General features: G+C 62.9%; 27 protein-coding genes. 11 read left to right on the forward strand and 16 right to left on the reverse strand.

Features of this window, described 5'->3' with window-relative positions; translation table 11 throughout:
• Positions 1-94: 94 nt before the first annotated feature.
• On the forward strand, positions 95-1,054 hold the full coding sequence (locus ABSY17_RS23895; protein ID WP_378946394.1) for a DUF1402 family protein: 960 nt from the start codon (positions 95-97) through the stop codon (positions 1,052-1,054).
• On the opposite strand, the gene ABSY17_RS23900 is transcribed toward ABSY17_RS23895, so the two are convergent.
• From ABSY17_RS23900 to ABSY17_RS23915, 4 genes are read right to left on the reverse strand one after another with little or no spacing between them, the layout of a single operon-like run.
• Positions 1,051-1,425, reverse strand: a complete 375-nt coding sequence (locus ABSY17_RS23900) for a helix-turn-helix domain-containing protein (RefSeq protein ID WP_378946396.1) — start codon at positions 1,423-1,425, stop codon at positions 1,051-1,053. The genes ABSY17_RS23895 and ABSY17_RS23900 overlap by 4 nt on opposite strands.
• A complete protein-coding gene (locus ABSY17_RS23905; protein WP_378946398.1) occupies positions 1,422-1,970 on the reverse strand; it encodes a Smr/MutS family protein in 549 nt (182 codons plus the stop codon). The genes ABSY17_RS23900 and ABSY17_RS23905 overlap by 4 nt, the downstream gene beginning before the upstream one ends.
• Complete coding sequence (locus tag ABSY17_RS23910; protein ID WP_378946400.1) at positions 1,967-3,070, reverse strand: murein transglycosylase A; 1,104 nt, start codon at positions 3,068-3,070, stop codon at positions 1,967-1,969. The genes ABSY17_RS23905 and ABSY17_RS23910 overlap by 4 nt, the downstream gene beginning before the upstream one ends.
• A gap of 22 nt (positions 3,071-3,092) precedes the next feature.
• Positions 3,093-3,800, reverse strand: coding sequence for a Tim44/TimA family putative adaptor protein (locus ABSY17_RS23915; RefSeq protein WP_378946402.1), 708 nt, complete (start codon positions 3,798-3,800; stop codon positions 3,093-3,095).
• 216 nt (positions 3,801-4,016) lie between these two features.
• Between ABSY17_RS23915 and ABSY17_RS23920 the strand changes: the two genes are divergently transcribed.
• Together ABSY17_RS23920 and secB are read left to right on the forward strand one after the other, a co-directional pair.
• The gene (locus tag ABSY17_RS23920) at positions 4,017-4,490 is read left to right on the forward strand and encodes an FxsA family protein (protein ID WP_378946404.1); all 474 of its coding nucleotides are present in this window, start codon (positions 4,017-4,019) and stop codon (positions 4,488-4,490) included.
• Between the two features lie 111 nt (positions 4,491-4,601).
• Positions 4,602-5,102 (forward strand): protein-export chaperone SecB, encoded by a 501-nt coding sequence (gene secB, locus ABSY17_RS23925; RefSeq protein ID WP_378946406.1) that lies wholly within the window; start codon positions 4,602-4,604, stop codon positions 5,100-5,102.
• A 58-nt stretch (positions 5,103-5,160) separates the two neighbouring features.
• Here the strand turns inward: secB and dnaQ are convergent, their stop codons facing one another.
• The 5 genes from dnaQ to ABSY17_RS23950 form a co-directional block, all read right to left on the reverse strand.
• On the reverse strand, positions 5,161-5,877 hold the full coding sequence (gene dnaQ / locus ABSY17_RS23930; protein WP_378946408.1) for a DNA polymerase III subunit epsilon: 717 nt from the start codon (positions 5,875-5,877) through the stop codon (positions 5,161-5,163).
• 58 nt (positions 5,878-5,935) lie between these two features.
• On the reverse strand, positions 5,936-6,532 hold the full coding sequence (coaE, locus tag ABSY17_RS23935; protein WP_378946410.1) for a dephospho-CoA kinase: 597 nt from the start codon (positions 6,530-6,532) through the stop codon (positions 5,936-5,938).
• Positions 6,529-7,371 carry a shikimate dehydrogenase gene (locus ABSY17_RS23940; RefSeq protein ID WP_378946412.1) on the reverse strand — a complete coding sequence of 281 codons (843 nt, stop codon included), beginning with the start codon at positions 7,369-7,371 and terminating at the stop codon, positions 6,529-6,531. The genes coaE and ABSY17_RS23940 overlap by 4 nt, the downstream gene beginning before the upstream one ends.
• Positions 7,364-7,963: a Maf-like protein gene (locus ABSY17_RS23945; protein ID WP_378946414.1), complete on the reverse strand. Its 600-nt coding sequence runs from the start codon at positions 7,961-7,963 to the stop codon at positions 7,364-7,366. Before ABSY17_RS23945 ends, ABSY17_RS23940 begins: the two co-directional genes overlap by 8 nt.
• Positions 7,964-8,118: 155 nt before the next feature.
• Positions 8,119-8,940, reverse strand: a complete 822-nt coding sequence (locus tag ABSY17_RS23950) for a pyruvate, water dikinase regulatory protein (protein ID WP_378946416.1) — start codon at positions 8,938-8,940, stop codon at positions 8,119-8,121.
• A 400-nt stretch (positions 8,941-9,340) separates the two neighbouring features.
• Between ABSY17_RS23950 and hemE the strand changes: the two genes are divergently transcribed.
• The 3 genes from hemE (at position 9,341) to rho (ending at position 12,342) form a co-directional block, all read left to right on the forward strand.
• Positions 9,341-10,375, forward strand: coding sequence for a uroporphyrinogen decarboxylase (gene hemE / locus ABSY17_RS23955; protein WP_378946418.1), 1,035 nt, complete (start codon positions 9,341-9,343; stop codon positions 10,373-10,375).
• Positions 10,372-10,911 (forward strand): protoporphyrinogen oxidase HemJ, encoded by a 540-nt coding sequence (gene hemJ, locus ABSY17_RS23960; RefSeq protein WP_378946420.1) that lies wholly within the window; start codon positions 10,372-10,374, stop codon positions 10,909-10,911. Before hemE ends, hemJ begins: the two co-directional genes overlap by 4 nt.
• Positions 10,912-11,076: 165 nt before the next feature.
• Positions 11,077-12,342 carry a transcription termination factor Rho gene (gene rho / locus ABSY17_RS23965; protein WP_115730026.1) on the forward strand — a complete coding sequence of 422 codons (1,266 nt, stop codon included), beginning with the start codon at positions 11,077-11,079 and terminating at the stop codon, positions 12,340-12,342.
• Between the two features lie 7 nt (positions 12,343-12,349).
• Here rho and ABSY17_RS23970 read toward each other — a convergent pair whose 3' ends face one another.
• The gene (locus ABSY17_RS23970) at positions 12,350-14,368 is read right to left on the reverse strand and encodes a thioredoxin domain-containing protein (protein WP_378946422.1); all 2,019 of its coding nucleotides are present in this window, start codon (positions 14,366-14,368) and stop codon (positions 12,350-12,352) included.
• 65 nt (positions 14,369-14,433) lie between these two features.
• Here ABSY17_RS23970 and mnmE point away from each other — a divergent pair, with 65 nt between their 5' ends.
• The 5 genes from mnmE to ABSY17_RS23995 all read left to right on the forward strand — a co-directional run bounded on the left by mnmE (position 14,434) and on the right by ABSY17_RS23995 (position 20,185).
• The gene (mnmE, locus tag ABSY17_RS23975; RefSeq protein ID WP_378946424.1) at positions 14,434-15,762 is read left to right on the forward strand and encodes a tRNA uridine-5-carboxymethylaminomethyl(34) synthesis GTPase MnmE; all 1,329 of its coding nucleotides are present in this window, start codon (positions 14,434-14,436) and stop codon (positions 15,760-15,762) included.
• Between the two features lie 170 nt (positions 15,763-15,932).
• Positions 15,933-17,807 carry a tRNA uridine-5-carboxymethylaminomethyl(34) synthesis enzyme MnmG gene (mnmG, locus tag ABSY17_RS23980; protein ID WP_378946427.1) on the forward strand — a complete coding sequence of 625 codons (1,875 nt, stop codon included), beginning with the start codon at positions 15,933-15,935 and terminating at the stop codon, positions 17,805-17,807.
• On the forward strand, positions 17,804-18,436 hold the full coding sequence (rsmG, locus tag ABSY17_RS23985) for a 16S rRNA (guanine(527)-N(7))-methyltransferase RsmG (RefSeq protein WP_378946430.1): 633 nt from the start codon (positions 17,804-17,806) through the stop codon (positions 18,434-18,436). The genes mnmG and rsmG overlap by 4 nt, the downstream gene beginning before the upstream one ends.
• A gap of 39 nt (positions 18,437-18,475) precedes the next feature.
• Complete coding sequence (locus tag ABSY17_RS23990) at positions 18,476-19,273, forward strand: ParA family protein (protein WP_378946433.1); 798 nt, start codon at positions 18,476-18,478, stop codon at positions 19,271-19,273.
• Positions 19,274-19,306: 33 nt separating this feature from the next.
• Positions 19,307-20,185 carry a ParB/RepB/Spo0J family partition protein gene (locus ABSY17_RS23995; RefSeq protein WP_378946436.1) on the forward strand — a complete coding sequence of 293 codons (879 nt, stop codon included), beginning with the start codon at positions 19,307-19,309 and terminating at the stop codon, positions 20,183-20,185.
• A 52-nt stretch (positions 20,186-20,237) separates the two neighbouring features.
• Here the strand turns inward: ABSY17_RS23995 and holA are convergent, their stop codons facing one another.
• The 6 genes from holA to ccoP form a co-directional block, all read right to left on the reverse strand.
• Complete coding sequence (holA, locus tag ABSY17_RS24000) at positions 20,238-21,287, reverse strand: DNA polymerase III subunit delta (RefSeq protein ID WP_378946438.1); 1,050 nt, start codon at positions 21,285-21,287, stop codon at positions 20,238-20,240.
• Between the two features lie 52 nt (positions 21,288-21,339).
• Positions 21,340-21,480, reverse strand: a complete 141-nt coding sequence (ccoS, locus tag ABSY17_RS24005) for a cbb3-type cytochrome oxidase assembly protein CcoS (RefSeq protein WP_378946441.1) — start codon at positions 21,478-21,480, stop codon at positions 21,340-21,342.
• A complete protein-coding gene (locus ABSY17_RS24010) occupies positions 21,477-23,750 on the reverse strand; it encodes a cation-translocating P-type ATPase (RefSeq protein WP_378946443.1) in 2,274 nt (757 codons plus the stop codon). Before ABSY17_RS24010 ends, ccoS begins: the two co-directional genes overlap by 4 nt.
• Positions 23,747-24,244 (reverse strand): FixH family protein, encoded by a 498-nt coding sequence (locus ABSY17_RS24015; protein WP_378946446.1) that lies wholly within the window; start codon positions 24,242-24,244, stop codon positions 23,747-23,749. The genes ABSY17_RS24010 and ABSY17_RS24015 overlap by 4 nt, the downstream gene beginning before the upstream one ends.
• The gene (gene ccoG / locus ABSY17_RS24020) at positions 24,241-25,797 is read right to left on the reverse strand and encodes a cytochrome c oxidase accessory protein CcoG (protein WP_378946448.1); all 1,557 of its coding nucleotides are present in this window, start codon (positions 25,795-25,797) and stop codon (positions 24,241-24,243) included. Before ccoG ends, ABSY17_RS24015 begins: the two co-directional genes overlap by 4 nt.
• A gap of 180 nt (positions 25,798-25,977) precedes the next feature.
• Positions 25,978-26,844, reverse strand: a complete 867-nt coding sequence (gene ccoP, locus ABSY17_RS24025; RefSeq protein ID WP_378946451.1) for a cytochrome-c oxidase, cbb3-type subunit III — start codon at positions 26,842-26,844, stop codon at positions 25,978-25,980.
• Positions 26,845-26,847 lie beyond the last annotated feature (3 nt).

A 26,847-nucleotide genomic window follows, 5' to 3' on the forward strand; every position in this document is an offset into this window, starting at 1 on the left:
GGCCACCTTTCGCTCGGACCGGTCGATAACGCTCTCGACTAAGCAGAGGGCTTTTCCTAGTTTGCCCGGAACAGGCTTGGGCAAACAGCAGCGCATGAAAAGTACATTTCTCACGGCATTTTTTCTGACGAGTGCATTCGCCATGCCGCTGGCTTCGGCGGCGACCATGGTCGCCGCTGGCAACGTCCATGCCGAGCAACCGCCGGTGCCCGGCGCCTCCTCCAAGCGCACCCAGGCCGGCAAGACGACGTTCGACGCCAAGTACCGCAAGGTCTATGCGCTGCTGCAGAACGATCCCGCTCTGCTCGGCAAGATCAAGTCGGTGGCCCACACCTACGGCATCGACCCGATCCACATCGTCGGTGCCATCGTCGGCGAGCACACCTACAATGTCGATGCCTACGACCGCTTGCAGACCTACTACGTCAAGGCGGTGTCGTATCTGACCAGCCAGTTCAACTTCAGCTACGACGGCGAGAAGGTCACAGAATTCATCCAGCGGCCCGAGTTCGCGAATTGTGACGCTATGTCGGACAGCTACGACCTCTGGTCATGCCGCGAGGCGGTGTGGAACCAGTCCTTCCGCGGCAAGGTCGTCGGCGGCAAGAGCTTCCCCGACGACCGTTTCAGCGCCACCTTCTTCCAGCCCTTCTATGCCGGGCAGACGTTCGGCATCGGCCAGCTCAACCCGCTGACGGCGCTGCAGATGAGTGATCTCGTCCACAAGGTCTCCGGCCTGCCGAAACTCGACGCGGGCGATCCCAATGGCGTCTACAAGACCATCATGGATCCCGACCTGACGCTTCCTTACGTCGCGGCAGCGCTGAAGACGTCGATCGACGCCTACAGGGACATCGCCGGATTCGACATCTCGGCAAATCCGGGACTGACTGCCACGCTCTACAATATCGGCAATCCAGAAGCGCGCGCCCATGCGCTGAAGTCCGAAAACGAGCGCCGCCGCGCTGCCGGCGAGCCCGACAAGGCCCCGGAGGAGAACTATTACGGCTGGCTGGTCAACGACAGGCTGGGCGAGCTGAAGGCGCTTTTTTAAGCACCCTTCTTCCGCGCCAGCGCCTCGCACAGTCGGGCATTCAGAGCAACGAGCTCGGCTTCGTCCAGCTCGCCAATAGCCCGCGACAAGAGATTTGCGAGTTCGGTCGCCGCCGGCGACAGGCCTGACGTGTCGACCACCACGCGCGGGTGCGAGCCTTCGGCGAGCTTCTGCAACTCGTCTGCATCGTCCCAGATGACGTTGAAATAGCCGATGATCTTCTGGATCATCGGCCAGCTCGGCACGCCGCGATGGCCGTGCTCCAGTGCCGACAGATAAGCTGCGCTGACGCCGATGCTGGCTGCCATGTCCTTCTGGCTGACGCCGCGTTCGCGCCGGAGCTCACGGATGCGCTCGCCGAGCGGGGTCATGCGCCCGTCCTCCGCCGCAACCGGATATAGATCGCACCCGAGCCGCCATGATGGCGGGCGGCATGGTCGTGGCTGGAAACCAGCATGCGGAACGGCGCCGTGCTCAGCCAGGCCGGCACCATTCGCTTCAGCACGCCGTCGCCGCCCTTGGACATGCCCTTGCCGGTGATGACAAGCACATAGCGAACGCCGCCGGCATGGGCGCGCGACAGGAAACTCAGGAGCAGCGAATAGGCCTCGTCCTGGGTCATGCCGTGCAGGTCGACCCTGCCTTCGATCGGCAGCCTACCCTTCGACAGCTTGTCGCGCGTCGGCTCGTCGAGCGAATGCGCGACATACTGGCGTTTTGGCGGGGCGGCGGGTGCCTGCGCAGGCGCCAGCACGGCCTTCGGCGTCGAAACCTCCGGCTTGGCAGCAGCTTCTGGCGCGGGCGGTTCCGGTATTTCGACCGCCCGGCGCCCTTTGAGAGGCGAGGTCGTGCGGGCAATGACGTTCCAGAGAACGCGTTCGTCGTCGCTCAGCTTGCGTTCGCGGCGCGCGCTCATGACGCGTCCCCGACAAGCTGCTTCGGCACGAGTGCAAAGAAATCGGCATCGTTGCGGACGACCCCGGCGATTTCGCCCGCCTCGAAGCCGGACCCGGCAAAGAGGTCGCCGCGCGCCGGACCGGTGATGGCCGAGCCGGTATCCTGGGCGATCATCAGCCGCGCGAAAGGTTGTCCGCCAAAGGCGGTCAGGCTGGGGGCTGCGATGAAGAACGGCGTGCCGAAGGTGTGCAGCAGGCGGTCCACCGCCACCGACCGGCCCGGCGTCAGCGGCACCTTGGCCGCGGCGATGGGCCCGAGCGTGGGATCGTCGACCTCAGCCTCGCGGAAGAAGATGTAGGAGCGGTTGCGCCAGAGGATCTCGTCGATGCGCTCGGGGTTGGCCCTGAACCAGGCCCTGATCGACTGCATCGTCACTTTTTCGAGCGGGATCTCGCCGATTTCGGCCAGGATGCCGCCGGGACCGGTGAAGCGCTGGCCCGATTTCGCCGCATAAGTGACACGCCGCAACGAGCCGTCGGTCATCTGCAGCCGTGCGGCGCCCTGGACATGGACGAAGAACGCGTCGACCGGATCGGCAAGCCAGGCGATTTCGAGCCCTTGACCCGCAAGCGCTCCCCGCTCGATTGCAGGACGGTCGAGATATTCGACCAGGCCGGCGGGCGTCTGCCGGGCAAATGCGAGATAGGGATCCAGACCGGCCGGCCGGTTTTGGTCATCGACGTCAACGAGATCGGCCGGGCGCGACAGAAGCGGCACGCGGAAGAAATCCGTCCTTACCGGCGAGGCCTCGACCTCGGGTTCATAGAAGCCCGTCACCAACCCGGCGGGCCGGCCCTCCGGCATGACGAAAACCGGAACGAAATGGCGCTCGAAGAAGGCGCGGGCCTCGGCCCCTGATATCTCAGGGCAGGCGCGCGCCTTGGCATAAGCCTCGGAAAAAGCCTCGAAGGCAACGCCCAGGGCGCCTGTTCGGTAAGGCTTGGTCAGGACATGGAAAGCCGAGCGCCGGAAGGCGTCAAAGGCGGCCGACTGGTCGTCTTCAGCCCAGCCGGGCAGGTCGGCAAAAGTTGTCTGCCGGAATGCTGGAGAGAGTGGCACCGGCTTCGCCCGCCACGCGCGATCAGTCTTCTTCCTCGGTCGCGACGAGCTTCCAGTTCGGGTCGCGCGAGCGGGTGTCGCGGGCAAAGGTCCAGACATCCTTGACCTCGGCCACGGTCTCCGGATCGCCGTCGATGACGTCGCCGGCCTTGTCGCGTGTCGCGGAGATCAGCTCGCTGACGATGCGCAGCGTCACATGCGCCTCGCTGCCCTTCATCTCGGCCGAGACGATGTCGGCCTTGTTGATGCCGACGAAGGAGGACTGGATCTTCTCCGAACGGCCCTCGCGATCGTTGATCGCAGCCACGAAACCGTCGAAAACCTCGCGCGAAAGCAGGTTTTTCAGCGTCTTGCGGTCGCCGTCGGCATAGGCCATGACGATCATCTCATAGGCCATCTTGGCCCCGTCGACGAAACCCTTCGGCTCGAAGGACGCGTCCGCGTCCCTGATCGCGCGCAGACCCTTGTTGAGGTCGGTGCCGGACTTGGCGAAGGCGTCGATCGCCGCATAGGCCTCCTCGGCGGTCTCGCCGGAGGCCTTCTTGCGCGGCAACGAGACCACATTGTCGGACTTGCCGTTGGCGTCCTGGGCTTTGGTGCGGGCCGCGGTATAGGGGTCGAAAGGTGGACGTTCGTTGCCGGTGCGGCGTCCGAGCACGTTGCGCAACTGGAAGAAGATCACCACCGCTGCGATCAGAAAGAAAATCGTGCCGAAATCGAAGAATTGCATGTCTTCCCGCCGATCCGTCCCTTGTTCGCAGCCGAAGCCAGCCTATCTGCGCTTGGCCAACGCATTTCTGTGCGCCGTGTTAGCTACTGCATATAGAACGCATGCGCCGATCATTCAAATCAAAGGCGCAGTTCCTATCTAAAGATGTATGCGCCCTGCCTGTGACGGCATATGGTTGGCGCGTCAACACAAACCGGGACCGGATCGACAATTCTCATGCTGCCTCTCCTGCTTCTTGCCCTGCCGCTGCTCGAGATCGCCGGTTTCGTGGTGGTGGGCAGCGAAATCGGCGTGCTGCCGACGATCGGCCTGGTGCTTTTGAGCGCCGTGGTCGGCTCGATGCTGCTGCGCGTGCAAGGTTTCGGCGTCATGAGCCGCGTCCGCACCGAAATGGACGCCGGGCGCGACCCCTCCAAGGAGCTCGCCCATGGCGCGATGGTCGTGCTGGCCGGCATCCTGCTGGTGATCCCCGGCTTTATCACCGACATCTTCGGCATCCTGCTGTTCTTGCCACCGGTCCGCGAGCTTGCCTGGCGCTTTCTCAGCAAACGTGTGCATGTCGCCAGCTATTCGAGCGGGTTTTCACGTCGCGGCAGCCCGGCTGGCGGCAAGACCATCGATCTCGACGAGACCGACTTCACGCGTCAGCCTGACCCGAATTCGCCTTGGCGCTCCATTCGCGACGAATAGGCCAAACGTCTGGGACAACGGCAAAACCTTGTCTTGGCAGGCCGAGCGTGGTAGCCAACGCGCGATCTCAATATGGGCCGCGTGGCGGCCAAGCCAAGAGGACACGGGCTTATGGCCAACAACGAAGCACCCGAAGGCGCTGCAACCAACGGTAACGGCAACGCACAGCAGCCCACGCTCAACGTGCTGGCCCAGTATGTGAAGGACCTGTCCTTCGAGAGCCCCGGCGCGCCGAACTCGCTGCGCGGCCGCGACAAGGCTCCTGGCATCAACATCAATGTCAACGTCAACGCAAATCCGATGACGGACAAGCAGTTCGACGTCAACCTGACGCTGAACGCCAAGGCTGCCTTCGACAAGGAAGTGCTGTTCAACGTCGAGCTGGTCTATGGCGGCGTCTTCCGCATCGACGGCTTCCCGCAGGAGCACATGCTGCCGCTGCTCTTCATCGAGTGCCCGCGCCTGCTGTTCCCGTTCGCCCGCCAGATCATCGCCGAGGCAACCCGCAACGGCGGCTTCCCGCCGCTGATGCTCGATCCGATCGACTTCGCGCAGATGTTCCAGCAGAAGATCGCCGAAGAACAGGCCGCTTCGAAGGTCCGCGTCAGCTAAGACCTTTCTGCAGGACACAGATCATCGAAAAGCCCGGCCAAGCGCCGGGCTTTTTGCGTTACTGGACTTCGTTGGTTTCGGGCTGCGACAGCCTCGCCCAGATCGCCTTTTCGCCGAGGCTGGCCACCAGCTTTTCATGGGCGGCTAGTTCGGCTTCGGTCAGGCGCGAGGGGAGGGGTTCGGGCCGGGCAGCGATGGTGACGACGACGTCGCTGCGCGTATCGCCCGACTGCGACGAGATGCTGTCCAGGACAAGTGCTGCCTGCTTGCCGCCGATCAGCTCGATATAGACCTCGGCCAGAAGTTCGGAGTCGAGCAGGGCGCCGTGCTTGGTGCGGCGGCTGTTGTCGATGCCGTAGCGCCGGCACAAAGCATCGAGCGAATTGGGGCCCATCGGATGCTTGCGGCGGGCGAGCGCCAGCGTGTCGATCAGCTGGCCCGGGTCGATGGCAGGCTGGTCGATCCGCGCGAACTCGGCATTGATGAAGCCCAGGTCGAAATTGCCGTTGTGCGCGACAAGCTTGGCGCCCTCGATGAAATCGACGAATTCCTGCACGATCTCGGGAAAAGTCGGCTTGCCCTCAAGGTCGGCGTTGGAGATGCCGTGAACCGCCTGGGCGTCGGGATGAACCTGGCGGCCTTGCGGATTGATGTATTTGTGGAAGGTGCGGCCGGTTGGAAAGCGGTTGTCCAGTTCGATGGCACCGATTTCGATGACGCGGTCCTCACGATTGTCGAGTCCGGTCGTTTCGGTGTCGAATATGATCTCGCGCATCAAAATCTCCTTGCCGCGAGCATGTTTGCGGCACAGCCTCCAGACAAGCGGCAATTGCCTATGAGGTTAGCTTGCCCACCGTCAAATCGTCGATGATCGCAAGCACGGCAGCACGCGCCGCCTCCAGCCCTTGGCCGGTATCGACCACATAGTCGGCGAGCTCACGCTTTTCGGCGTCAGGAACCTGCTTGGCGAGGATCGCCTCGAATTTCTCCTCGCTCATGCCCGGCCGCGCCAGCACGCGTTCGCGCTGCATGTCGGCCGGCGCGGTGACGACGACCACCTTGTCGACGCGCACCCGGCCGCCGCTTTCAAACAGCAGCGGAATGTCGAGCACGACGATCGGCGTGCCGGCGGCGCGGTTGCGCTCGAGGAATTCGGCCGCATCGTCGCGCACCAGCGGGTGGATGATCTGTTCCAGCTGCTTGAGGGCAGCTGAATCGCCCAGCACGCGGCGGGCAAGTTCGTTGCGGTCGACGACGCCGTCCCTGACAGTTCCGGGAAAGGCCGCCTCGATCAACGGTGCCGCCGCTCCGGCATAGAGCCGATGCACGGCCTCGTCGGCATCGTGAACCGGCACGCCGGCCTCGACGAACATCTGCGCCGTGGTCGACTTGCCCATGCCGATCGAACCGGTCAGTCCAACAATGATCATTTCTTGGCATCCAGGTCGGCGACAACAAGGTTGCGCAAGCCAGCCGTGACCTCGGGCCGACGGCCAAACCAGCGTTCGAAGCCCGGAACCGCCTGATGCAACAACATGCCGAGACCATCGACGGTCTTGAGCCCGCGCGCCCGGGCCGCGGCCAGAAGCGGGGTTTCGAGCGGGACATAGACGATATCGGTGACGATGGCATGGTCGGGCAGGGCCGCCGGATCGGCCGGCAGCCCCTCATTGCCGTGCATGCCGAGTGCGGTGGTGTTGACCAGCAGCGCGGCGTCGCCGAGCAGTTCGCCCGTCGCCGCCTGCGGATGGGCGCTGACGCCTTTCCCGAACTGGTCGGCAAGTTCTTGCGCGCGTGAAACCGTGCGGTTGACGATGCGGATGTCGTTGAAGCCGCGCTGCTTGAGCGCATGGATGGTCGCACGCGACGCCCCACCGGCGCCAAGGACGACGGCGATGTCGCCCCTGGCCCAGCCGGGGGCAAGATGGTCGAGATTGGCGGCAAAGCCATAGGCATCGGTATTGCCGCCACAGAGAACACCGTCCTCGAACCACAGCGTATTCACCGCGCCGATCTGCTCAGCGGCCTCGTCGCGGCGCTGGACCCCGGCAAAGGCCGCTTCCTTGTGCGGGATGGTGACATTGCCGCCGCGAAATCCCGCCGCGGCAAGGCCCTTCAGGAAAGCCGGGAAGTCGGCTGGCGCAACGTCGATGGCAGTATAACTGCCGTCGATGCCATACTGCTCCAACCAGTAGCCGTGGATCATGGGCGAACGGGAATGGCCGATCGGATGCCCGCAGACGAATGCTTTCAATGCTGCTTCAGCCATCTATAGCGCCAAGCTCCCTCAGTTCCGCCAGCACCGGCAGAAGCGGCAGCCCGACGATGGTGAAATAGTCGCCGTCGATCTTTTCGAACAGCTGGATGCCTTCGCCCTCGATCTGGTAGGCGCCGACGCTCGACAAGGCCTTGTCGCCGACGCGGGCGAGATGGTGGCCAATGAAGGCGGGTGACAGATGGCGCATGGTCAGGGAGGCGACTTCCACATCCCGCCAGAGCGTTTCGCCGTCGCGGACAAGCACCACTGCACTGTTGAGCTGGTGCGTCTTGCCGGAGAGCTTGAGCAGGCGGCGACGTGCGGCTTCCATGTCGGCCGGCTTGTGCAGCACCACGCCATCGAACGAAAGCGTCTGGTCGCAGCCGAGCACCAGTCGTCCCGGATGCGCTTCGCTCACGGCAACAGCCTTTGCCTCGGCAAGCACGAGCGCCACGTCCTGGGGTGAGGTGCCACTGTCGGTGAGCGGAGCTTCCACGGCACGTTCGTCGAGTTCGGCGGGAATGGCTTCGACATCGACACCGGCATTTTCCAGCATCTTCTTCCGGAACGGGCTTCCGGACGCCAGAATCAATTTTTCGGTCACGGCTTTTCTCCCGAAGAGTGGTTGCAGGGAAGCTTGTCGTCTGCACCGGAACGGGATTGGTCCTAGCGCATCGATCCGCAAAGCGGAATCGCTTTTCGGCAAGCCCAACGAGGAGATGTTAGCGCGTCCCCGGCACTTCCGACAGCGGGCAGCGCTTAGCGGCTCTTGTTGCGCAGGGCAACGATGGCGGCCGCGGTTTCCTCGATCGAACGGCGGCTGACATCGATCATCGGCCAGTTGTGGCGCGTGCAGATCTGGCGCGCATAGGCAAGTTCCTCGGCAATGGCGGCGCGATCGACATAGTCCTGAGCTTCGAATGCCATGGTCGTGCCTAAAATGCGGTTCTGCCGAACCTGGGAGATCCGCTCGGCGGTGGCGATCAGCCCGACGACCAGAGGTTTCTCGGCCTGGACCAGGCTCTCCGGCACCGGAACTCCAAGCACGATCGGAATGTTGGCGGTCTTGATGCCGCGATTGGCGAGATAGATGCTGGTCGGCGTCTTCGATGTCCTGGAAATGCCGATCAGCACGACATCGGCCTGTTCCATGTCGGACGGCAGTTGGCCGTCGTCATGCTCCATGGTGAAGTTGAGCGCGTCGATGCGTCGGAAATACTGGGCGTCGAGCACATGCTGGGCGCCGACGCGGCGGCCGGCCGGTGCGCCGAGATAGGACTGGAACACGGTCAGTACCGGCTCGAGCACGGAAACGCAGGGCAGGCCCATTTCGGCGCAACGGCTGTCGATGATGGCGGCAAGATGATGGTCGACGACCGTATAGAGTACGATGCCAGGTTCTTCGTCGATGTCGTCGAACACCTTCATCAGCTGCTTCTCGGTCCGGACCAGCGGATAGATGTGCTCGATGGCGCGCGCGTCCTTGTACTGCGCCGACGCCGCGCGCCCCGCCGCCAGAAGTGTTTCGCCGGTGGCGTCCGAAATCAGGTGCAGATGGAAGAAGCTTTGGGGTTTGTTCACAGCGGGCGCCCTGGTCTGTGGTCAAATGTGGATAAAGGGCCCGTTTGGCCCGAAGCGGTCGGAGCGACTGTATCAAATGCCGACTTGTCCACAATTCGCCCTGCTGTCTGTTTCGACTCCGCGACGGGGAGAATTGTGGGGATTGTTTTCTCGTCCCCCGTCATCCACAGAATCAGCAAGTTCAGATCGCTTTGCTAGCACATTGATTCAGATCGCTGAATCTAGGTCGCGCCCGAAGTTTTCCCCGGTGGCCAAAACCGTTGCGCGTCACTATGACAAGTGGATATCTCGAGCTGCCTATGGACAGTTCGTAATTCTCGATTCCAACAGACTCTAAGAATTAGAAGAATCCTTCGATAAAAATTTTTGTTTATAGAAGGGTCTAGGAAAGGCAGATCCGATGGCGGTCAAACGCGCCCTTCTCCAAGTCCTGAAAGGCGAGAGCCTCGAAGTTCCGCCGCTCTGGATGATGCGGCAGGCAGGCCGCTATCTCCCGGAGTATCGCGAGGCCAGGAAGAAGGCCGGCAGCTTCCTCGACCTCTGCTACAATCCCGATTTCGCTGTCGAGGTGACGCTGCAGCCGATCCGGCGCTTCGATTTCGACGCCTCGATCCTGTTCTCCGACATCCTCGTCGTGCCTCACGCGCTCGGGCGCGACCTGCGCTTCGAGGAAGGTCGCGGGCCGTTGATGACGCCGATCCGGGCAGATGAGATTTCAGCGCTCGACGGCGAAAAGTTTCACGTGAATCTCGAACCGGTCTACGAGACGGTGCGCCGACTGCGCCGCGAATTGCCTGAGAAGACGACGTTGATCGGCTTCTGCGGCGCGCCCTGGACGGTTGCCACCTATATGATCGCCGGCCACGGCACGCCGGACCAGGCGCCGGCGCGGCTGTTTGCCTATCGTGAACCGCAGGCGATGGCGAAGCTGCTGTCGATCCTCGCCGACCATTCGGCCGCCTATCTCATCCGCCAGATCGAAGCGGGCGCCGACGTGGTGCAGATCTTCGATTCCTGGTCCGGCGTACTGGATGACGCGACGTTCGAGGCCTGCTGCGTCAAGCCGGTGGCTGAGATCGTGCGCAAGGTGCGTGCTGTCTATCCAAATGTGCCGATCATCGGTTTCCCAAAGGGAGCAGGGGCGCAGCTCGACACCTACCGCCAGCGCACGGGCGTGACCGGGCTCGGCCTCGACTGGACCGTTCCGATGTCGCAGGCCAGGAGCCTGCAGGCGGGAGGGGCCGTGCAGGGCAATCTCGATCCGCTCAGGCTGGTTGCCGGCGGCAGGGCGCTGGACGAGGGGGTCGACTCCATCCTGGAGGCGCTGGGCACGGGTCCTTTGATCTTCAACCTCGGCCACGGCATCACGCCTGAGACGCCGATCGCTCATGTCGAGGCGATGGTGAGCCGGGTGCGCAAGGGGGCCAGGCAATGAGTGCTGCAGGCACCCAATCGTCCAACGGCGCGTCGGCGGCAAAACGTGCCGTGGTCGCCATCGTCGTTCTCATTGCGCTGACGGCGCTGCTTTTCCTGGCCGCACCCGACGGCTTCTATCTCTGGGCCAAGGCGATCCACGTCATTGCTGTGATCTCGTGGATGGCGGGCATGCTCTATTTGCCGCGCCTGTTCGTCTATCACGCCGATGCGGAAAAGGGATCGGTGCAGTCGGAGACCTTCAAGGTCATGGAGCGGCGACTTTTGCGCGCCATCATCAACCCGGCAATGACCGTCACCTGGGTGTTCGGCCTGTGGCTGGCCTGGAAGGGCTTTGGCTTCGCCGGCGGCTGGCTGCACGCCAAGATCGCCTGCGTGCTGCTGCTGTCGGGCGTGCATGGCTATCTGTCGGCATCGGTGCGGCGCTTTGCCGAGGATCGCAACGCGAAACTGGCCAGGCATTGGCGCATCGTCAACGAAATCCCGACCGTGCTGATGATCGCAATCGTCATCCTGGTGGTCGTGAAACCGTTTTGAATGCGATTTAAATTTGTTGAAATGCGCCTTGCTCTTTCGTTTTCGGGGGGCTAAAACGCAATTCTTCCTTCCAGCCACGCGCCGCCCCATTTCATTGTCTGGCCGCGCTCGGTGTTTATCGCGATTAGCCGATAGATTTTCCCCACGCTCACCCAGAGTCCGTCCATGCAGGAAACCAAACTCGCCGAATTCAAGAACAAGAAGCCGCCGGAGCTGATCGCTTACGCCGAATCGCTCGAGGTCGAAAACGCCAGCGTCATGCGCAAGCAGGAATTGATGTTTGCGATCCTCAAGAAGCTGGCAGGTCAGGATATCGAGATCATCGGCGACGGCGTGGTCGAAGTGCTGCAGGACGGTTTCGGCTTCCTGCGCTCGGCCAACGCCAACTATCTGCCGGGTCCTGACGACATCTACATCTCGCCTTCGCAGATCAGGCGCTTTTCGCTGAAGACTGGCGACACGGTCGAAGGACCGATCCGCAGTCCCAAGGAAGGCGAGCGCTATTTCGCGCTGCTGAAGGTCAACACGATCAATTTCGACGATCCCGAAAAGATCCGTCACAAGATCCACTTCGACAACCTGACGCCGCTCTATCCGACCTCGCGGCTGAAGATGGAGGTCGAGAACCCGACCACCAAGGACATCTCGCCCCGCGTCATCGACCTGGTGGCGCCGCTCGGCAAGGGCCAGCGCGCGCTGATCGTGGCGCAGCCGCGTACCGGTAAGACCGTGCTGTTGCAGAACATCGCGCACTCGATCACCACCAACCATCCCGAATGCTACCTGATCGTGCTTCTGATCGACGAGCGTCCGGAAGAAGTGACCGACATGCAGCGTTCGGTGAAGGGCGAGGTCGTCTCCTCGACCTTCGACGAGCCGGCGGTTCGTCACGTCCAGGTTGCCGAAATGGTCATCGAAAAGGCCAAGCGCCTGGTCGAGCATGGCCGCGACGTGGTCATTCTGCTCGATTCGATCACCCGCCTCGGCCGCGCCTACAACACCGTCGTGCCGTCATCCGGCAAGGTGCTGACCGGCGGTGTCGACGCCAACGCGCTGCAGCGGCCGAAGCGCTTCTTCGGTGCCGCGCGCAACATCGAAGAGGGCGGTTCGCTCACCATCATCGCCACGGCGCTGATCGACACCGGCAGCCGCATGGACGAAGTCATCTTCGAAGAGTTCAAGGGCACCGGCAACTCGGAAATCGTGCTCGACCGCAAGGTCGCCGACAAGCGCATCTATCCGGCGATGGACATCCTCAAGTCCGGCACGCGCAAGGAAGACCTGCTGGTGGCGCGCCAGGATCTGCAGAAGATCTTCGTGCTGCGCCGCATCCTCGCGCCGATGGGCACCACCGATGCGATCGAGTTCCTCATCGATAAGCTCAAGCAGACCAAGACCAACGCCGATTTCTTCGATTCGATGAACACCTGATCTTTTGTCACCGACGGCGCAGGGCTTCTTCCAGCTTGGCTGCGTCGGTGATCACGGGCAGACAGACGAGGCCGGTGCACAGATATGCGCCGGCCTTTTTCGTGTCAGGCAGTTCGTCGCCGGGCAGCCTGGCCTGCGCACTTTCTTCGCCAAGTTCCAGGAAGATATCGACCCGGCGCGGATCTGGATTCCGATTCGCTACCGTAACGAGCTCTGGTTTTTCTGGATCTTTGACGATGATCAGCTTCGACGGTTGAAGCGCCAGCGCGCAGGCATTGACGATGCCGGCCTGGCCGAACTGCTGGGTCTTGACGCGCCCGGCGGCATGTTCGGCGAGGGTCCAGGCTCGTTGCTGCAGCTCGAGATCGCCGGTGACATTGGCCAGGCGCACGAACGCCTCGATGATCTGGCTGGTGGCCGATGGAATCGCTTCGTCGACGTCACCGCGTATTCGAAGCGGCACATCCGCACCGTCCGATGCTGTCAGATAGTGGCCGGTGTTGGCAGCATCGGCATGCCAGCGGTCGAGTTGACCTAGGAAATCGCGGGCGTGATCGAGATATCGGCCTTCTCTCGTCGCCTCGAACAGCGACACGGAGGCGTTGGTCATCGCGGCATAGTCGCTGGATAGCGCCGGAAACAATCGCTTCTCACCCAAAGCGGAGTGGGGCAGGCGGCCCTCGGGCGTGGTCGTCGCGACTATGGTGTCGAACGCAGTTGCCGAGGCTTTGACCCAATCCTTGCGGCCAAGGCTTCTTCCGGCTTCCGCAAGCGCTGCGATCACAAAGCCGTTCCAATCCGTGAGCGCCTTGTTGTCGCGGCCCGGCCTTATCCGCTTTTCACGCGCTGCGAGCAGACGCGACAGCAGAACAGTGACGCTTGAGCGGTCCTGGATAGAATTTGAGGCTTGTGTCGCGGTCTGGTGGACGATGGGATTACCTTCCCAGGCGTCCGGCTTCGCAAGTGTGAAGTATTTGAAAAACCCGGGCGAATCCTCGCCAAGCACGGCCTCGATCTGGTCCTTGTCCCAGGTATAGAACAGCCCTTCTTCGCCCTCGCTATCGGCATCCAGACTGGATGCAAAGGTGCCGTCGGGTAGGCGCATTTCGCGAAGCAACCAGGCCACCGTACTTTCGATTCGTATCCGATACAGTTCGTTTGCGGTCGCCGCATAAGCCCAGTTGAGCAGGCGGATCAGCTGGGCATTGTCGTAGAGCATCTTTTCGAAATGCGGGACCAGCCATTCGGCGTCGGTTGAATAGCGCGCCAGTCCGCCACCGACATGATCGTAGATGCCGCCGGCCAGCATATGTACAAGGCTGTTGCTTACCGAGTCCCGATAGTTCGTGTTCCCCGTGCGTAGCCATGACAACCACAGCGTCTGCATGAAGGGCGCATTTGGGAACTTCGGGGCGCCGCGCAGGCCGCCCAGGTCGTGGTCGATCATGCCGTTGATGCCCGACGCGAGGGATTCCAGAATCTCTGGCGAGATCGCGCCGGCTGGACTGCTTCCTCCAAGCCGGGCGCCGACATGCTGGGCCAACTCGCCGGCGCTTTGCAGAATGCTGGCCCGCTTGCCGCGCCAGGCGGCGTCGACAGCGTTGAGGACCTGGATGAAGCCCGGCCGACCGTAGCGCGGGAAGCGCGGAAAATAAGTGCCGCCCCAGAACGGCTTGGCGTCGGGGGTCAGGAACATCGTCAGCGGCCAGCCACCTTGCTCGCCCATGCTGGCCAAGGCCGCCATATAGATCTGGTCGATGTCCGGTCGCTCCTCTCGATCGACCTTGATATTGACGAAGAGCCGGTTCATCACCGCGGCGACTTCGTCGCTTTCGAAGCTCTCATGGGCCATCACATGGCACCAATGGCAGGCGGCATAGCCGACGGAAAGCAGGATGGGACGGTCCAGCCGAACCGCTTCGGCAAGGGCTGCCGGCGACCATGGCCGCCAGTGTACCGGGTTGTCGCCGTGCTGGCGTAGGTAAGGGCTGCCTTCGTCGCGCAGTAGATTATCTTGCGGAAGCATGCTTGATCGCCCCAAAACGATGATCATCGGCCTACCAAACTATGACGCTTCCAGGAGACCGGCAAATGCTATTCACCGATTCCATAGCCGCGCTGTCGAGCGGGCATTTGCCTTCCGGCGTAGCCATCATCCGGATTTCCGGTCCGCAAGTTCGATTCGCCATCGAAATGATCGCAGGCAAACTGCCGGCTCCGCGCCGGGCGCATTATGGGCCTCTGCTTGGGCGCAACGGCGAATTGCTGGATCATGGGCTTACCCTGTTCTTTCCGGGACCAAACAGTTTTACCGGCGAGGATTGCGGCGAATTCCAGGTTCATGGCGGTCGCGCGGTCGTGACCGCCTTGCTGGCCGAGATCGGTCAAATATCCGGCTTCCGGCAGGCGGAACCGGGTGAATTCACCAAAAGGGCCTTTGTAAATGGCAAAATGGACCTGCTCGAAGCTGAGGCGCTCGCCGATCTGATCAATGCCGAGACAGAGGCCCAGCGGCAATTCGCGGTGCTGAACTCCAGCGGCGCGCAGAGCGAACTCTATAAAGCTTGGCGCCAGCGCCTGATCCACTCCCGGGCGATGATCGAAGCCGAGATGGATTTTGCCGATGAAGCGGACGTACCCGGCTCGGTCTCGACTGTTGTCTGGCAGGATGTCGCGGCGCTGATTTCGGAAGTGCAGCAGCACATCAAGGGCTACGACAAGGCCGAAATGATCCGCGACGGGTTCGACGTGGTCATTCTCGGCGCACCGAACGCCGGCAAATCGAGCCTGCTCAACACCCTGATCCGGCGCGAAGCGGCGATTGTCACCGACGAGCCCGGGACGACCCGCGATCTGGTCGAAGCAGTGCTTGATCTCGATGGACTCAAGGTCCGGATCACCGACACGGCGGGCCTGCGCGAACCGGGTGGCAAGGTCGAAGCAATCGGCATTGCGCGGGCGCGCGAACGCGCATCCAGCGCCGACCTGGTGCTTTACCTCGAGGACATGACTGGACCACGCGATGAAATCAGCCTGCCCGGTGATCTGACGGCTCTGTTGGTTGGCACCAAATTGGATCGGCGCGCCGCTATCACGGGCCAGGAGCGCGAGCGCTATACCCTCCAGATTTCCAAAGCCACCGGCGAGAATGTCGACACCCTGCTCGAGCTGATCGGAAGTCGCGCGCGGGCCGCTGCCGGACAACGCGGCGAAGTGCTGCCGTCGCGGCTACGGCATGTCGAACTTCTTAATGCAGCACTGCAACATCTTAACGATGCGCTTGAAGCCCATCACGAAGCACTTGAGCTAAGGGCCGAAGACCTCAGATTGGCAAGTGATCGAATCGGCAGGCTCTCTGGGGCCGTGGATGTCGAGGATCTTCTGGATGTCATTTTCTCGCAATTCTGCATCGGAAAATGATTCACGTGAAACAAATCACACCAAACTGGGAGTGATTCACGTGAAACATCACTTTTGGCAGGTTGACGCGCGGCCAGGTTGTTTCACGTGAAACCACCACTTCAGCGATTCCCTTGACATGGGGCGACAATGGGGACATCTGTCGGGCCATACATATCCTGGAGAGTCCGATGAGCGAGAACTACGACGTCGTCGTGGTGGGTGGAGGTCATGCCGGCTGCGAAGCCGCATCCGCATCGGCACGCGCCGGGGCCAGGACGGCGCTGGTGACCCTTCGTCGCGACACCATCGGCACCATGTCGTGCAATCCGGCGATAGGGGGGCTGGGCAAGGGCCACCTCGTTCGCGAGATCGACGCCATGGATGGGCTCATGGGGCGGATAGCCGATGCCGGCGGCATCCAGTTTCGCCTGCTCAACCGGCGCAAGGGTCCGGCCGTGCGCGGACCGCGCACGCAAGCCGACCGAAAGCTCTATCGCCTGGCCATGCAGGAGGCCATCGCGCAGCAGCCCATGCTGGACGTCGTCGAAGGCGAAGTATCAGACTTTATTATCGAGAATGAACGCATTGGCGCCGTTGTCCTTGCTGACGGCCGTCGGCTGTCTTGCGGTGCGGTCGTCCTCACGACCGGGACCTTCCTGCGCGGCCTGATCCACATCGGCGAACGCAAATTTCCGGCTGGCCGGATGAACGAAGCGGCTTCGATGGGGCTTTCCGAGACGCTGAAGCGTGCCGGCTTCCAGTTGGGCCGCCTCAAGACAGGCACCCCGGCGCGCCTGGATGGCCGGACCATCGACTGGGCCGGGCTCGACAAGCAGGCGGCGGACGAAGTTCCGGTGCCATTCTCGTTGCTGACCGACAAGATCACCAATCCTCAGATCGAATGCGGCATCACGCGCACCACCGAAGCGACGCATCGCATCATCCGCGACAATCTCGGCCGCTCGGCGATGTATTCCGGCTCGATCGAAGGCATCGGTCCACGCTATTGCCCATCGATCGAAGACAAGATCGTCAAGTTTGGCGACCGTGAGGGACACCAGATCTTCCTCGAGCCGGAGGGCCTCGATGACGACACTGTTTACCCGAACGGTATTTCGACCTCTCTTCCCGAGGACGTTCAGCTCGACATTTTGAAGTCGATCCCCGGTCTCGAGAAGGCAGTGATGCTGCAGCCGGGTTACGCGATCGAATATGACCATATCGATCCGCGCGAACTCGAGCCGACGCTCGAAACCAAGCGGGTGAGGGGCCTGTTCCTCGCCGGGCAGATCAACGGGACCACCGGATATGAAGAGGCCGGCGCCCAGGGGCTGCTTGCCGGCATCAATGCGGCACGTTTCGCCGGCAACAGCGAGCAGCTCATACTCAGCCGGACGCAGGCCTATATCGGTGTGATGGTTGACGATCTGACCAGCCGCGGCATCAGTGAGCCCTACCGGATGTTCACATCGCGTGCGGAATTCCGGCTGTCTCTGCGTGCCGACAATGCCGATGAACGTCTGACGCCACTAGCCATCGAACTGGGATTCGCGTCGCACGCGCGGGAAGAGCGTTTCCATGATGTGACGGCTCGCATCGAGAGGGCAAGGGAGCTGACCAAGTCGCATACGTTGTCGCCCAACGAGGCGCGGCGTTATGGCATCGAGGTCAATCTCGACGGCGTCAAGCGGTCGCTCTACGACCTTTTGGCTTATCCCAACGTCGACCTGGCGCAGTTGGCCCGCATCGTGCCGGAACTGGCACAGCTCGACGGCAAGACTGCCGAAGCGCTCGAAACGGAAGCCAAGTACGCCGTTTACTTGGATCGTCAAAAGGCCGATGCCGCATTGATCTTGAAGGAAGAGGAGAGGACCATTCCGGAAGCACTTGATTTCGAATCTGTCCCCGGTTTGTCCAACGAACTGCGCCAGAAGATTAGAACGCGCCGGCCGCGCTCGTTGGCCGAGGCGCAGCGTATCGACGGCATGACGCCAGCGGCCCTGGCAATCATCCTTTCCCATGTCCGCAATGCCGAAGCTTCTGCCCGTCGGGGTGCCGCGTGATTCAGGATGCCTATGCGCGGTTGCAGGAAGTCGCCGGACCCGTTTCACGTGAAACATTTGATCGCCTGCTGAGCTTTGAACGTGTGTTCAAGAAGTGGGCGCAGCGCATCAATCTCGTCGCACCTTCGACGCTGGACGACGTTTGGGAGCGCCATATTCTCGACAGCGCCCAGGTCGTCAGGCTCGGCGGCGACGCGAAGAAGTGGCTCGATATCGGCTCGGGCGGCGGCTTTCCGGGCCTCATCATCGCCTCGATGATCGCCGAACGGCCCGGTGCGTCGATCGATCTGGTCGAGAGCAATCGCAAGAAGTGCGCCTTCCTGCAGGCGGTGGTCGGCGAACTCGGCCTGCCGGCCAAGGTGCATTCGAAGCGCATCAAGGATGTGCATGGAATAATTCGTGCGCCTGAAGTCCTCAGCGCCCGGGCGCTCGCGCCTTTGCCACTGCTTCTGGAGTTGTCCGCGCCGTGGCTGGAGCAATCTACTGTCGCGCTTTTCCACAAAGGGCGGGACTACCGCCAGGAAATCCAAGATAGCACTCATCAGTGGCGATTCGATCTGGTAGAACATCCGAGCCTGACCGACGCGCAGGGTGTCATCCTCGAGATTCGTAACTTGCGCCGCATTTGATCGCGGCACGGTGACGAGACGGAAAACAGCAGTCGAGCCATGAACATCACACCAAGAATCATCACAGTTGCAAACCAGAAGGGCGGCGTCGGCAAGACGACGACGACCATCAATCTGGCGACAGCGCTTGCCGCCATTGGCGAACGTGTCCTCATCATCGACCTCGATCCGCAGGGCAATGCCAGTACCGGGCTGGGCATCGACCGTCGCGACCGCTCCGCGTCGTCCTATGACGTGCTGACTGGCGAGCTCGAAATCGAGCAGGCGGCGATGGAAACCGCGGTTCCCGGCCTGTCCCTCGTTCCCTCCACGCTTGATCTGCTCGGCATCGAAATGGAGATTGCCTCGGCGCCGGATCGCGTGCTCAAGCTGCGCAATGCCTTGCGCGCGGCCTCCAATCGCGCCGCCGGCTACAGCTATGTGCTGATTGATTGCCCGCCGTCGCTCAACCTTTTGACGCTGAATTCCATGGCGGCGGCCGATTCCGTTCTGGTGCCGTTGCAGTGCGAGTTCTTTGCGCTCGAAGGCCTGAGCCAGCTGCTGGAGACGGTCGATCAGGTGCGGCAGACGATCAATCCCGACCTGACCATCCAGGGCATCGTGCTGACGATGTTCGACGGCCGAAACAATCTCGCCAACCAGGTCGTCGAAGACGTGCGCGCCCATATGGGCGAAAAGGTCTACGAAACCGTGATCCCGAGGAACGTGCGCATCTCCGAGGCGCCGTCATATGGCAAGCCGGCGATCCTCTACGATCTCAAATGCTCCGGCAGCCAGGCCTATCTGCAGCTGGCTTCGGAAGTGATCAGGCGTGAACGTAAATTGCGTGCGGCGTAAACCGATTCGGTATCGAAACAATCCGGAAGAGACATGAGCGAAGACCTTTCCAGAAAGCGGCTCGGCCGCGGCCTCGCCGCCCTCATCGGCGAAATGGACAAGCCTGCTGCACCTGAAAAGCCGGCTGCTTTGGCCGACGGTAAGGTGCCGATCGAATTCGTCAGCCCCAACCCGCGCAACCCGCGCCGGCATTTCGCCGAGGCGGATCTTGCCGACCTGGCGCAGTCCATCCGCGAGCACGGGCTGGTCCAGCCGGTGGTGGTCAGACCCGCGGCGCAGTCCGGGCGCTACGAGATCATCGCCGGCGAGCGTCGCTGGCGTGCCGCGCAGCGCGCCGGGATGAACGAAATCCCCGTCATCGTACGCGATGTCAACGACCGCACGGCGCTCGAACTGGCGATCATCGAAAACGTCCAGCGTACCGATCTCAACGCCATCGAGGAGGCGCTGGGCTATCAGCAACTGATCGACGAGCACAACTATACCCAGGCCGATCTCGGTCAGGTGATCGGCAAGAGCCGTAGCCACGTCGCCAACACGCTGCGACTGCTGAAATTGCCCGATGTCGTCCGCGACATGCTGATCAATGGCGAACTTTCGGCCGGCCATGCGCGCGCGCTGATCACCGCGGCCGATCCGGTGGGGCTCGCCAAGCGCATCATCGAGGATGGCTTGTCGGTGCGCCAGGCCGAAGCGCTGGCTCAGCTGCCGGCTTCCGCCGCGCCTGAGCAGAAGTCGGCGCGACCGGAAAAGGATCCGGATACGATGGCGCTGGAAAAGCTGCTGACGGATGTGGTCGGCATGAAGATCTCGATCGCCCACAAGGAGAAGGGCGGCGAACTCAAGATCGCCTACCGCTCGCTTGAACAGCTCGACGACATTTGCCGCCGCCTCAAGAGCGAAAATGCTTGATTGATTCTCTTGAATCTTTAGATGCAAACGCCGGCTTCGAGCCGGCGTTTTGCTATCTGCGGCCGGCGCTCAGGCGGGCGCCTTCCACCGCAATGCCTAGCATGGCCTGCCTGGCCAGCGGGACGGCAAGTTCCGCCCTGCGGCGCGTCTGTAGGGTCGTCGACTGCAGGCGAAGCAAGGCGCGGGTCAGCGCCGCGAGATTCCAGCTCGTCAGTGCGCGTTCGACCGCGCGCTTACGGGCAAAGAACACCGGCGGGCGGGCGGTGGCGATGATGGCCTGGGCGTTGCGGCCGCCGCTCTCCAGTTCGCCGCGCATCAGGTGCAGGCCGTGCAGATGGCGCGTGGCTGCGGCCAGCAATTGCGCGGCCTGGCTGCCGTTCTGGCACTGTTTGGTGAATGCGGCGTCGAACTCGGCAATATTGCCGGCGAGGGCGGCGTCGATGGCATCGTCGAGCGACAGCGCCGATACGTCGCCGGTCATCGCCTTGACGTCGTCGAGGCTGATTTCGCCGCGCCCCATGGCATAAAGGGTTAGTTTCTGGACCTCTCCGCGCGTCGCCAGGCGGTCGCCGCCGAGGCTGCGGCGCAGGGCATTGCGCGCGTCGATAGCCATGGTCAGCCCTGCAGCCCGCAATTCGTCGTCGATGAGTGTCTCGATGTCTCGCGCTTCGTCGCCATAGCAGGGCAGGGCCATGCCGCTGAAGGCGCCCTCGACCACGCTGCGCAAGACAGCACCCTTCTTGAGGTCCTGCGCTTCGATGAGGATGATGGCATCGCGGGGCGGGTCGGCGGCCAGCGCCTTGACGTCCTCGGCCAGGCTCTTCTGGGCGCCGGCATTGCGCACCCAGATCAGGCGGCGTGGCGCAAACATCGGCACGGTCCGCGCCTCGTCGATCAGGCGTCCGCTGTCACGTTCGACATCGGCCGCGTCGATCTTCACCACCGAGAAGGGATCGTCGAGCGTCAGGCCGGTCTTGGCCGCAAAAGCTGTCGCACGCTCCGAAACGAGGCCCCGGTCGGGACCATAAAGCAGCACGATCACCGCTTCGGCAGCGGGGCGGGCCAGCCAGGATTCGACTTCATGTGCTTTCTTCTGCGCCATGCCCTCCTGTTAGCATAGAGGCGCGGGCCGCCGCAGGTGTTTTTTGGCCGGGTCAGTCGTCATCCATCAGGATGCGCTCGGCAGCACCGTCCATGTCCTCGTACTGGCCGCTGTGCAGCGACCAGAGAAAGGCGGCGAGGCCAAGACCGCCGAGAAACAGGGCAATGGGAAGGAGAACCAGCAGACCGCTCATGACGCCATTGCCTCCTTGGCTGGAAATGCCGGCGCAGCTCTGGCCGGTGCCTTTTCCGGTTCTACCTTGCCGCCGCCAAGCCGTAATCCGTTGCCGATCACGATGACCGACGAGCCGGACATGGCCAGTGCGGCGACGAGGGGCGTCACGAAACCGAGCAGGGCGATCGGTATGGCGAACATGTTGTAGATGACCGCAAATATCAGGTTCTGCCGGATCAGCCGGCTGGCCGTTCGCGATGTCTCGAGCGCCAGCGGGATGGCGGCAAGGCTTTCGCGCAGGAACACGAAGTCGGCGGCACTGCGGCCGATGTCGGCGGCACTCGCCGGGGCGACCGAGACGTACGCGGCAGCAAGTGCGGGCGCATCGTTGAGCCCGTCGCCGACCATCAGGACCTTGCGGCCTTGTGCCTTGAGCTGTTCGAGCCGCTCGACCTTGCCGCGCGGCAGCACGGCCGCCGACGTTTGGGAGATGCCGAGTGCTGCGGCAACGCTCGCCACGGCCTCAGCCCTGTCGCCGGAGACGATCTCGACCGAAAGGCCCTTGCGGTGCAACTCGGCTATGGTGCTGGCAGCACCGGCGCGCAGCCGGTCCTCGAAGGCGAATTCCGCGATCAGCTGGCCGTTCAGGGAAAGCACCGTGCCGGACGCCGCGTCGTCATGGCCGAGGGCCCAGTCGGCGCGTCCCAGGCGGTAGCTGTCAGCGCCGATCTTTGCCTCCAGGCCGAAGCCGGGGATCTCCTCGACGCTGTCGAAATCCCAGTCCTTCGCCGGTTTGCCGGCCTGTGTTTCGGCCAGAGCCCGCGAGATCGGATGGCGCGAGTGCAAGGCGATCGCAGCGCCCAGCGAAAGCGTGTCCGCCGACATCTCATTGGCATTGACCAGCCGCGGCATGCCGAGCGTCAGCGTGCCGGTCTTGTCGAATACGACCGTGTCGATCTCGGCAAGCCGCTCCATCGCCGAGCCGTCCTTGACCATGATGCCGTTTTCGAACAGGCGCCGGGCGGCGGCGACCTGGACGATGGGCACGGCGAGGCCCAGCGCGCAGGGGCAGGTGATGATCAGCACGGCAATGGCGATGGTAATGGCCTGATGCCAATTGCCATCGGCGATCATCCAGCCGATGAATGTCAGGAAGGCGGTCAAGTGCAGGACAGGTGCGTAAAGTGCTGCCGCCCGGTCTGCGATGCGGCGATAGCCGCCGCGTCCGCTCTCTGCGGCCTCCATCAGGCGCATCATCTCGGCAAGGAAGGAATCCTGTGCCGCGGCGGTCGCCTCGATGGTCAGCGGGCCGGTGAGATTCAGCGTTCCGGCGCGCAGTTCGGCACCTGACTCGACGGTAACCGGATCGCTTTCACCTGATACAATGGCGCAGTCGAGCTCGGAGCGGCCCTTCAGCACCCTGGCATCGATCGGCACGCGTTCGCCGGCCGAAAGCAGGATGTTCATGCCGGGCTTGATCTCGGCAACCGGCAAATAGGCGCTGGTGCCGTCAGGCTGCAATATGGTGGCGCCGCGGGCGGCAAGCTGTGCCAGGCCCTTGACGGCGACGCGGGCGCGTTCGCGCATGACGTGGTCGAGCGTGCGGCCGATCAGCAGGAAGAACAGCAGCGAAGCGGAAGCGTCGAAATAGGCGTGCGGACCGCTGTTGGCCGTATCGTACAGGCTGAGGCCATAGGCCAGCAGGATGCCGATGGAGATCGGCACGTCCATGTTGGTGCGGCCGTTGCGCAGCGCGCCCCATGCGGAGCGAAAGAAGATGCGGCCGGAATAGGCGAGCGCGGGCAGGGCAATCAGCGCCGAGATCCAGTGGAACAGGTCGCGCGTGGCGTCGGTAGCGCCCGACCATACTGACACCGACAACAGCATGATGTTGCCGGCGGCGAAGCCGGCGATGCCGAGGCCGCGGATCAGCTCGGCCAGCGTCTCGTCCTTCTCGTCGGCACCCTGGTCGAAGAGATGGCTCTCGTAGCCCAGTTTGCCGAGCGCTTCGGATATGTCGGGAGCGCCAGCCTGCTCGCGCCAGCGTACCGAAACGCGCTTGGTCGAGAGGTTGACGCGCGCGTACTCGACACCGTCGAGCTTGCCCAGTGTCTGCTCGATGTTGGTGATGCAGGCGCCACAATGGACGCCGGGCACCGAAAGGTCGGCCTGACGGAGGCCGCCGGGCAGGGTACGGCTCGCCAGCGTCAGTTCCTCGCGCGACGGCCCCTTGGCTATGCTTGCCGGCAGGCTGGAGGCGACGTCGATATCGGGACCACAGCAGCTCATTTCACGACCCCGCCTGACACCACGATGCGCCTCGCCTGTTGGTAGACCTGGCCGTTCGCGAGCTTGGCTTCGGTATTGACGATCCAGATGCCGTCGCGCACGTCGGCCTTGGCCGAGAATACGCCGTCCGCCTCGCGAGCTAGCGTCGTCTGCCAGTCCTCCGCTTCATAGGCCGGGCGGCGGAACTGAACCGTCACGCCTTCGGCTGTGATGGGCGAACCGGAGGCGTCCGACAGGTCATAGCGGATTTCGCCGTTGGCGACCGTCAGCGTGTCGTGCCAGCCGAGTGCTGCCTGGGCGCGGGATTCGGCGACCTTTTCGTTGAACTGCTGGGAGGCGACATAGGAGTTCTGCACCACCAGCCCGGTCCAGCTCGTATTGGCAAAAGTCGCCATGACGAGATTGACGGTGATGATCGTCCCGAAGAACGCGACCATGATCGCCAGCATGTGCCAGCCGGTAAACTGCTTGGTCTGGATGCCCCGGGAATTCATTTTGCTGCCTCCGGCACGTTGAACTTTGCCACATAGGCGTCCTTTTCAGAACTCCCCTTGTCCTCGACGATGAACTTGAAGCTCTGGCCTTCGGCCAGGTTCGCCTGCGGCTGGCGGACATAGACCCTGATGGTCTTGAGCTTGTCGGGCTCGGCCTCGACCGTCACAGAGCGGCTTTCCGGCTGGTCGACGCCGACCACCGACATCACCGCTTCCGGCAGGCCGTCGAGGCTGAGCGTCACCGTGCGCGGCTCGGGGATCATGTTGAGCAGCTTGACGGTGTAGCCGTTGCGGATCGAGCCGTCGGCCAGGCGCACGAATTGCGGGTTGCGGTCGTGCAGGACATTGATCTCGAGGCGGTCGCGGCTCAGCAGGGCCACCAGCAGCGCCACGCCGACAAGGCTCCAGGCGCCGGCATAGACGAAGGTCCGCGCCCGGAAGATGCGGCCGAGCCGGAAATGGGCGATCTTGTCACTGAGCTTGCCGTTCTGGTCGTGCACTCGCTTCGGTTCGATCTTGCCGGTGGCTGGATCGGTGGCGATCGCCATGTTCGACTGGTAGTCGGCAAGCGTCGCATAGGAGATCAGGCCGCGTTCCTTGCCGATCTTGTCCATGACGCTGTCGCAGGCATCGATGCACAGCGCGCAGGTGATGCATTCGAGCTGCTGGCCGTCGCGGATGTCGATGCCCATCGGGCAGACCGCCACGCAGGCGTTGCAATCGACGCAGTCGCCGACGGAAAGGCCTTCGGCGGCCGCCTTCTTGGCGTGGCGCGAGCGTGGTTCGCCGCGCCAGTCGTTGTAGGTGACGGTCAGCGAGTTCTCGTCGAGCATCGCCGCCTGGATGCGCGGCCACGGGCACATGTAGGTGCAGACTTGCTCGCGCATCAGCCCGCCGAACACATAGGTAGTGGCGGTCAGCACGGCGACGGTGATGTAGGCGACGGCTGCCGCCTGGCCGGTGACCAATTGGCCGAGCAAGGTGGGTGCATCGGCGAAATAGAAGATCCAGGCGCCGCCGGTGGCAACCGCAATGACGAGCCAGACCAGATGCTTGGCGACGCGCTTCGACAGCTTGTCGAACGACCATGGTGCGCTGTCGAGCTTGATGCGGGCGTTGCGGTCGCCTTCGATGCCACGTTCAACGACCAGGAACAGGTCGACCCAGACGGTCTGCGGGCAGGTGTATCCGCACCATGCCCGGCCGACGGTCGAGGTAATGAGGAACAGGCCGATGCCGGCCATGACCAACAGGCCGGCGACGTAGAAGAATTCCTGCGGCCAGATCTCGATGAAGAAGAAGTAGAAGCGCCGGTTGGCGATGTCGAGCAGCACCGCCTGGTCGGGTGCGTAGGGGCCGCGGTCCCATCTGATCCATGGCGTCAGATAGTAGATCCCAAGCGTAACCAGCATGATCAGCCATTTGAACTGGCGGAATCGACCGGAGGCGCGCTTGGGGAAAACCTTCTTGCGCGCACTGTAGAGCGGCTGTCGCGTCTTGGCCGAATTGACCGCCTCGACTTCGAGCCGTTCCACTTCCTTGTCGTCAAGCATTCTCGTCTCCTGATGGATGCGGTCCGCGAAGGAGCGGCAGCATCCGCCGTTGATTGCCTCAAAGCCTCCCGCTCGACCTTGATGCAGGTCAAGCCCATTATTGCACAAAAGAGGCCCGACATCGCTGCCGAGCCTCCCATCCCCCCAGCCCTTCACCCATCGCCTTGCGGCGATGAAAGACTATTGGCCGCCGCCGAGCGAATGGACGAAGACGGCGAGCTCCTTGACGTTGACGTCACCCAGCCGTGTACCCCAGGCCGGCATCACGCCATGCTTGGGATGCCGTATCTGCCGGGCAATCGCGGCTTGTCCCTCGCCATAAAGCGTGATCGCGTCCGTCAGGTCAGGTGCCCCCAAGTCCTTGTTGCCCTTGGCATTTTCGCCATGGCAGGCAGCGCAGTTGTCGGCGAAGACCTTGGCGCCGGCCGGAACCAGTTCGGGCGTGTCGGCCTTACCCGACAGGCTTGCGACATAGGCCGCCACCTCGTTGATCTGCTTGGGCTCGAGAACATCGGCGAAAGCCGGCATTTCCGAGATATGCGTCTCTTCGTCGCCCGGGAAGCGGATGCCGTGCGCGATGGTCTTGTAGATCTGGTTGATGTTGCCGCCCCAGAGCCATTCGTCGTCATTCAGGTTGGGAAAGCCAGGCGACCCTTGGGCGCCGGAGCCATGGCACTGGATGCAGTTGACCTTGAAGGAGGCAGAACCCGCGGCAGTGGCGAACTGACGCAGGGTCGGGTCGGCCATGATCTGGTCGAGACTGGCGGACTTGATCGCCTCGACATAGTCGCCCTTGGCGGCTTCGGCCGCGGCCAGCTCGCTCCGGACTTCCGCACGGCTCGAATAGCCTAGAACGCCGGTGGTGGCGGAGCTGATCATCGGCCAGGCCGGATAGGCGATGGTGTAGGCCAGCGCCCACACGATGGTGGCGTAGAAGGTCCACAGCCACCAGCGCGGCATCGGATTGTTGAGTTCCTGGATGCCATCCCATTCATGTCCTGTCGTCTCGACGCCGGACAGTTCGTCGATTTGCTTGTTTTCGCTCACAGA

The organism is Mesorhizobium sp. ANAO-SY3R2 (assembly GCF_042466635.1).
Classification (GTDB): domain Bacteria; phylum Pseudomonadota; class Alphaproteobacteria; order Rhizobiales; family Rhizobiaceae; genus Aminobacter.

What these genes read in the sequence shown, in the direction of transcription:
- ABSY17_RS23895 (WP_378946394.1), top strand. Translation starts at nt 95, where the DNA reads ATGAAAAGTACATTTCTCACGGCATTTTTTCTGACGAGTGCATTCGCC.
- ABSY17_RS23900 (WP_378946396.1), bottom strand. Translation starts at nt 1,425, where the DNA reads ATGACCCCGCTCGGCGAGCGCATCCGTGAGCTCCGGCGCGAACGCGGC.
- ABSY17_RS23905 (WP_378946398.1), bottom strand. Translation starts at nt 1,970, where the DNA reads ATGAGCGCGCGCCGCGAACGCAAGCTGAGCGACGACGAACGCGTTCTC.
- ABSY17_RS23915 (WP_378946402.1), bottom strand. Translation starts at nt 3,800, where the DNA reads ATGCAATTCTTCGATTTCGGCACGATTTTCTTTCTGATCGCAGCGGTG.
- ABSY17_RS23920 (WP_378946404.1), top strand. Translation starts at nt 4,017, where the DNA reads ATGCTGCCTCTCCTGCTTCTTGCCCTGCCGCTGCTCGAGATCGCCGGT.
- secB (WP_378946406.1), top strand. Translation starts at nt 4,602, where the DNA reads ATGGCCAACAACGAAGCACCCGAAGGCGCTGCAACCAACGGTAACGGC.
- dnaQ (WP_378946408.1), bottom strand. Translation starts at nt 5,877, where the DNA reads ATGCGCGAGATCATATTCGACACCGAAACGACCGGACTCGACAATCGT.
- coaE (WP_378946410.1), bottom strand. Translation starts at nt 6,532, where the DNA reads ATGATCATTGTTGGACTGACCGGTTCGATCGGCATGGGCAAGTCGACC.
- ABSY17_RS23940 (WP_378946412.1), bottom strand. Translation starts at nt 7,371, where the DNA reads ATGGCTGAAGCAGCATTGAAAGCATTCGTCTGCGGGCATCCGATCGGC.
- hemE (WP_378946418.1), top strand. Translation starts at nt 9,341, where the DNA reads ATGGCGGTCAAACGCGCCCTTCTCCAAGTCCTGAAAGGCGAGAGCCTC.
- hemJ (WP_378946420.1), top strand. Translation starts at nt 10,372, where the DNA reads ATGAGTGCTGCAGGCACCCAATCGTCCAACGGCGCGTCGGCGGCAAAA.
- rho (WP_115730026.1), top strand. Translation starts at nt 11,077, where the DNA reads ATGCAGGAAACCAAACTCGCCGAATTCAAGAACAAGAAGCCGCCGGAG.
- ABSY17_RS23970 (WP_378946422.1), bottom strand. Translation starts at nt 14,368, where the DNA reads ATGCTTCCGCAAGATAATCTACTGCGCGACGAAGGCAGCCCTTACCTA.
- mnmE (WP_378946424.1), top strand. Translation starts at nt 14,434, where the DNA reads ATGCTATTCACCGATTCCATAGCCGCGCTGTCGAGCGGGCATTTGCCT.
- mnmG (WP_378946427.1), top strand. Translation starts at nt 15,933, where the DNA reads ATGAGCGAGAACTACGACGTCGTCGTGGTGGGTGGAGGTCATGCCGGC.
- ABSY17_RS23990 (WP_378946433.1), top strand. Translation starts at nt 18,476, where the DNA reads ATGAACATCACACCAAGAATCATCACAGTTGCAAACCAGAAGGGCGGC.
- ABSY17_RS23995 (WP_378946436.1), top strand. Translation starts at nt 19,307, where the DNA reads ATGAGCGAAGACCTTTCCAGAAAGCGGCTCGGCCGCGGCCTCGCCGCC.
- holA (WP_378946438.1), bottom strand. Translation starts at nt 21,287, where the DNA reads ATGGCGCAGAAGAAAGCACATGAAGTCGAATCCTGGCTGGCCCGCCCC.
- ccoS (WP_378946441.1), bottom strand. Translation starts at nt 21,480, where the DNA reads ATGAGCGGTCTGCTGGTTCTCCTTCCCATTGCCCTGTTTCTCGGCGGT.
- ABSY17_RS24010 (WP_378946443.1), bottom strand. Translation starts at nt 23,750, where the DNA reads ATGAGCTGCTGTGGTCCCGATATCGACGTCGCCTCCAGCCTGCCGGCA.
- ABSY17_RS24015 (WP_378946446.1), bottom strand. Translation starts at nt 24,244, where the DNA reads ATGAATTCCCGGGGCATCCAGACCAAGCAGTTTACCGGCTGGCACATG.
- ccoG (WP_378946448.1), bottom strand. Translation starts at nt 25,797, where the DNA reads ATGCTTGACGACAAGGAAGTGGAACGGCTCGAAGTCGAGGCGGTCAAT.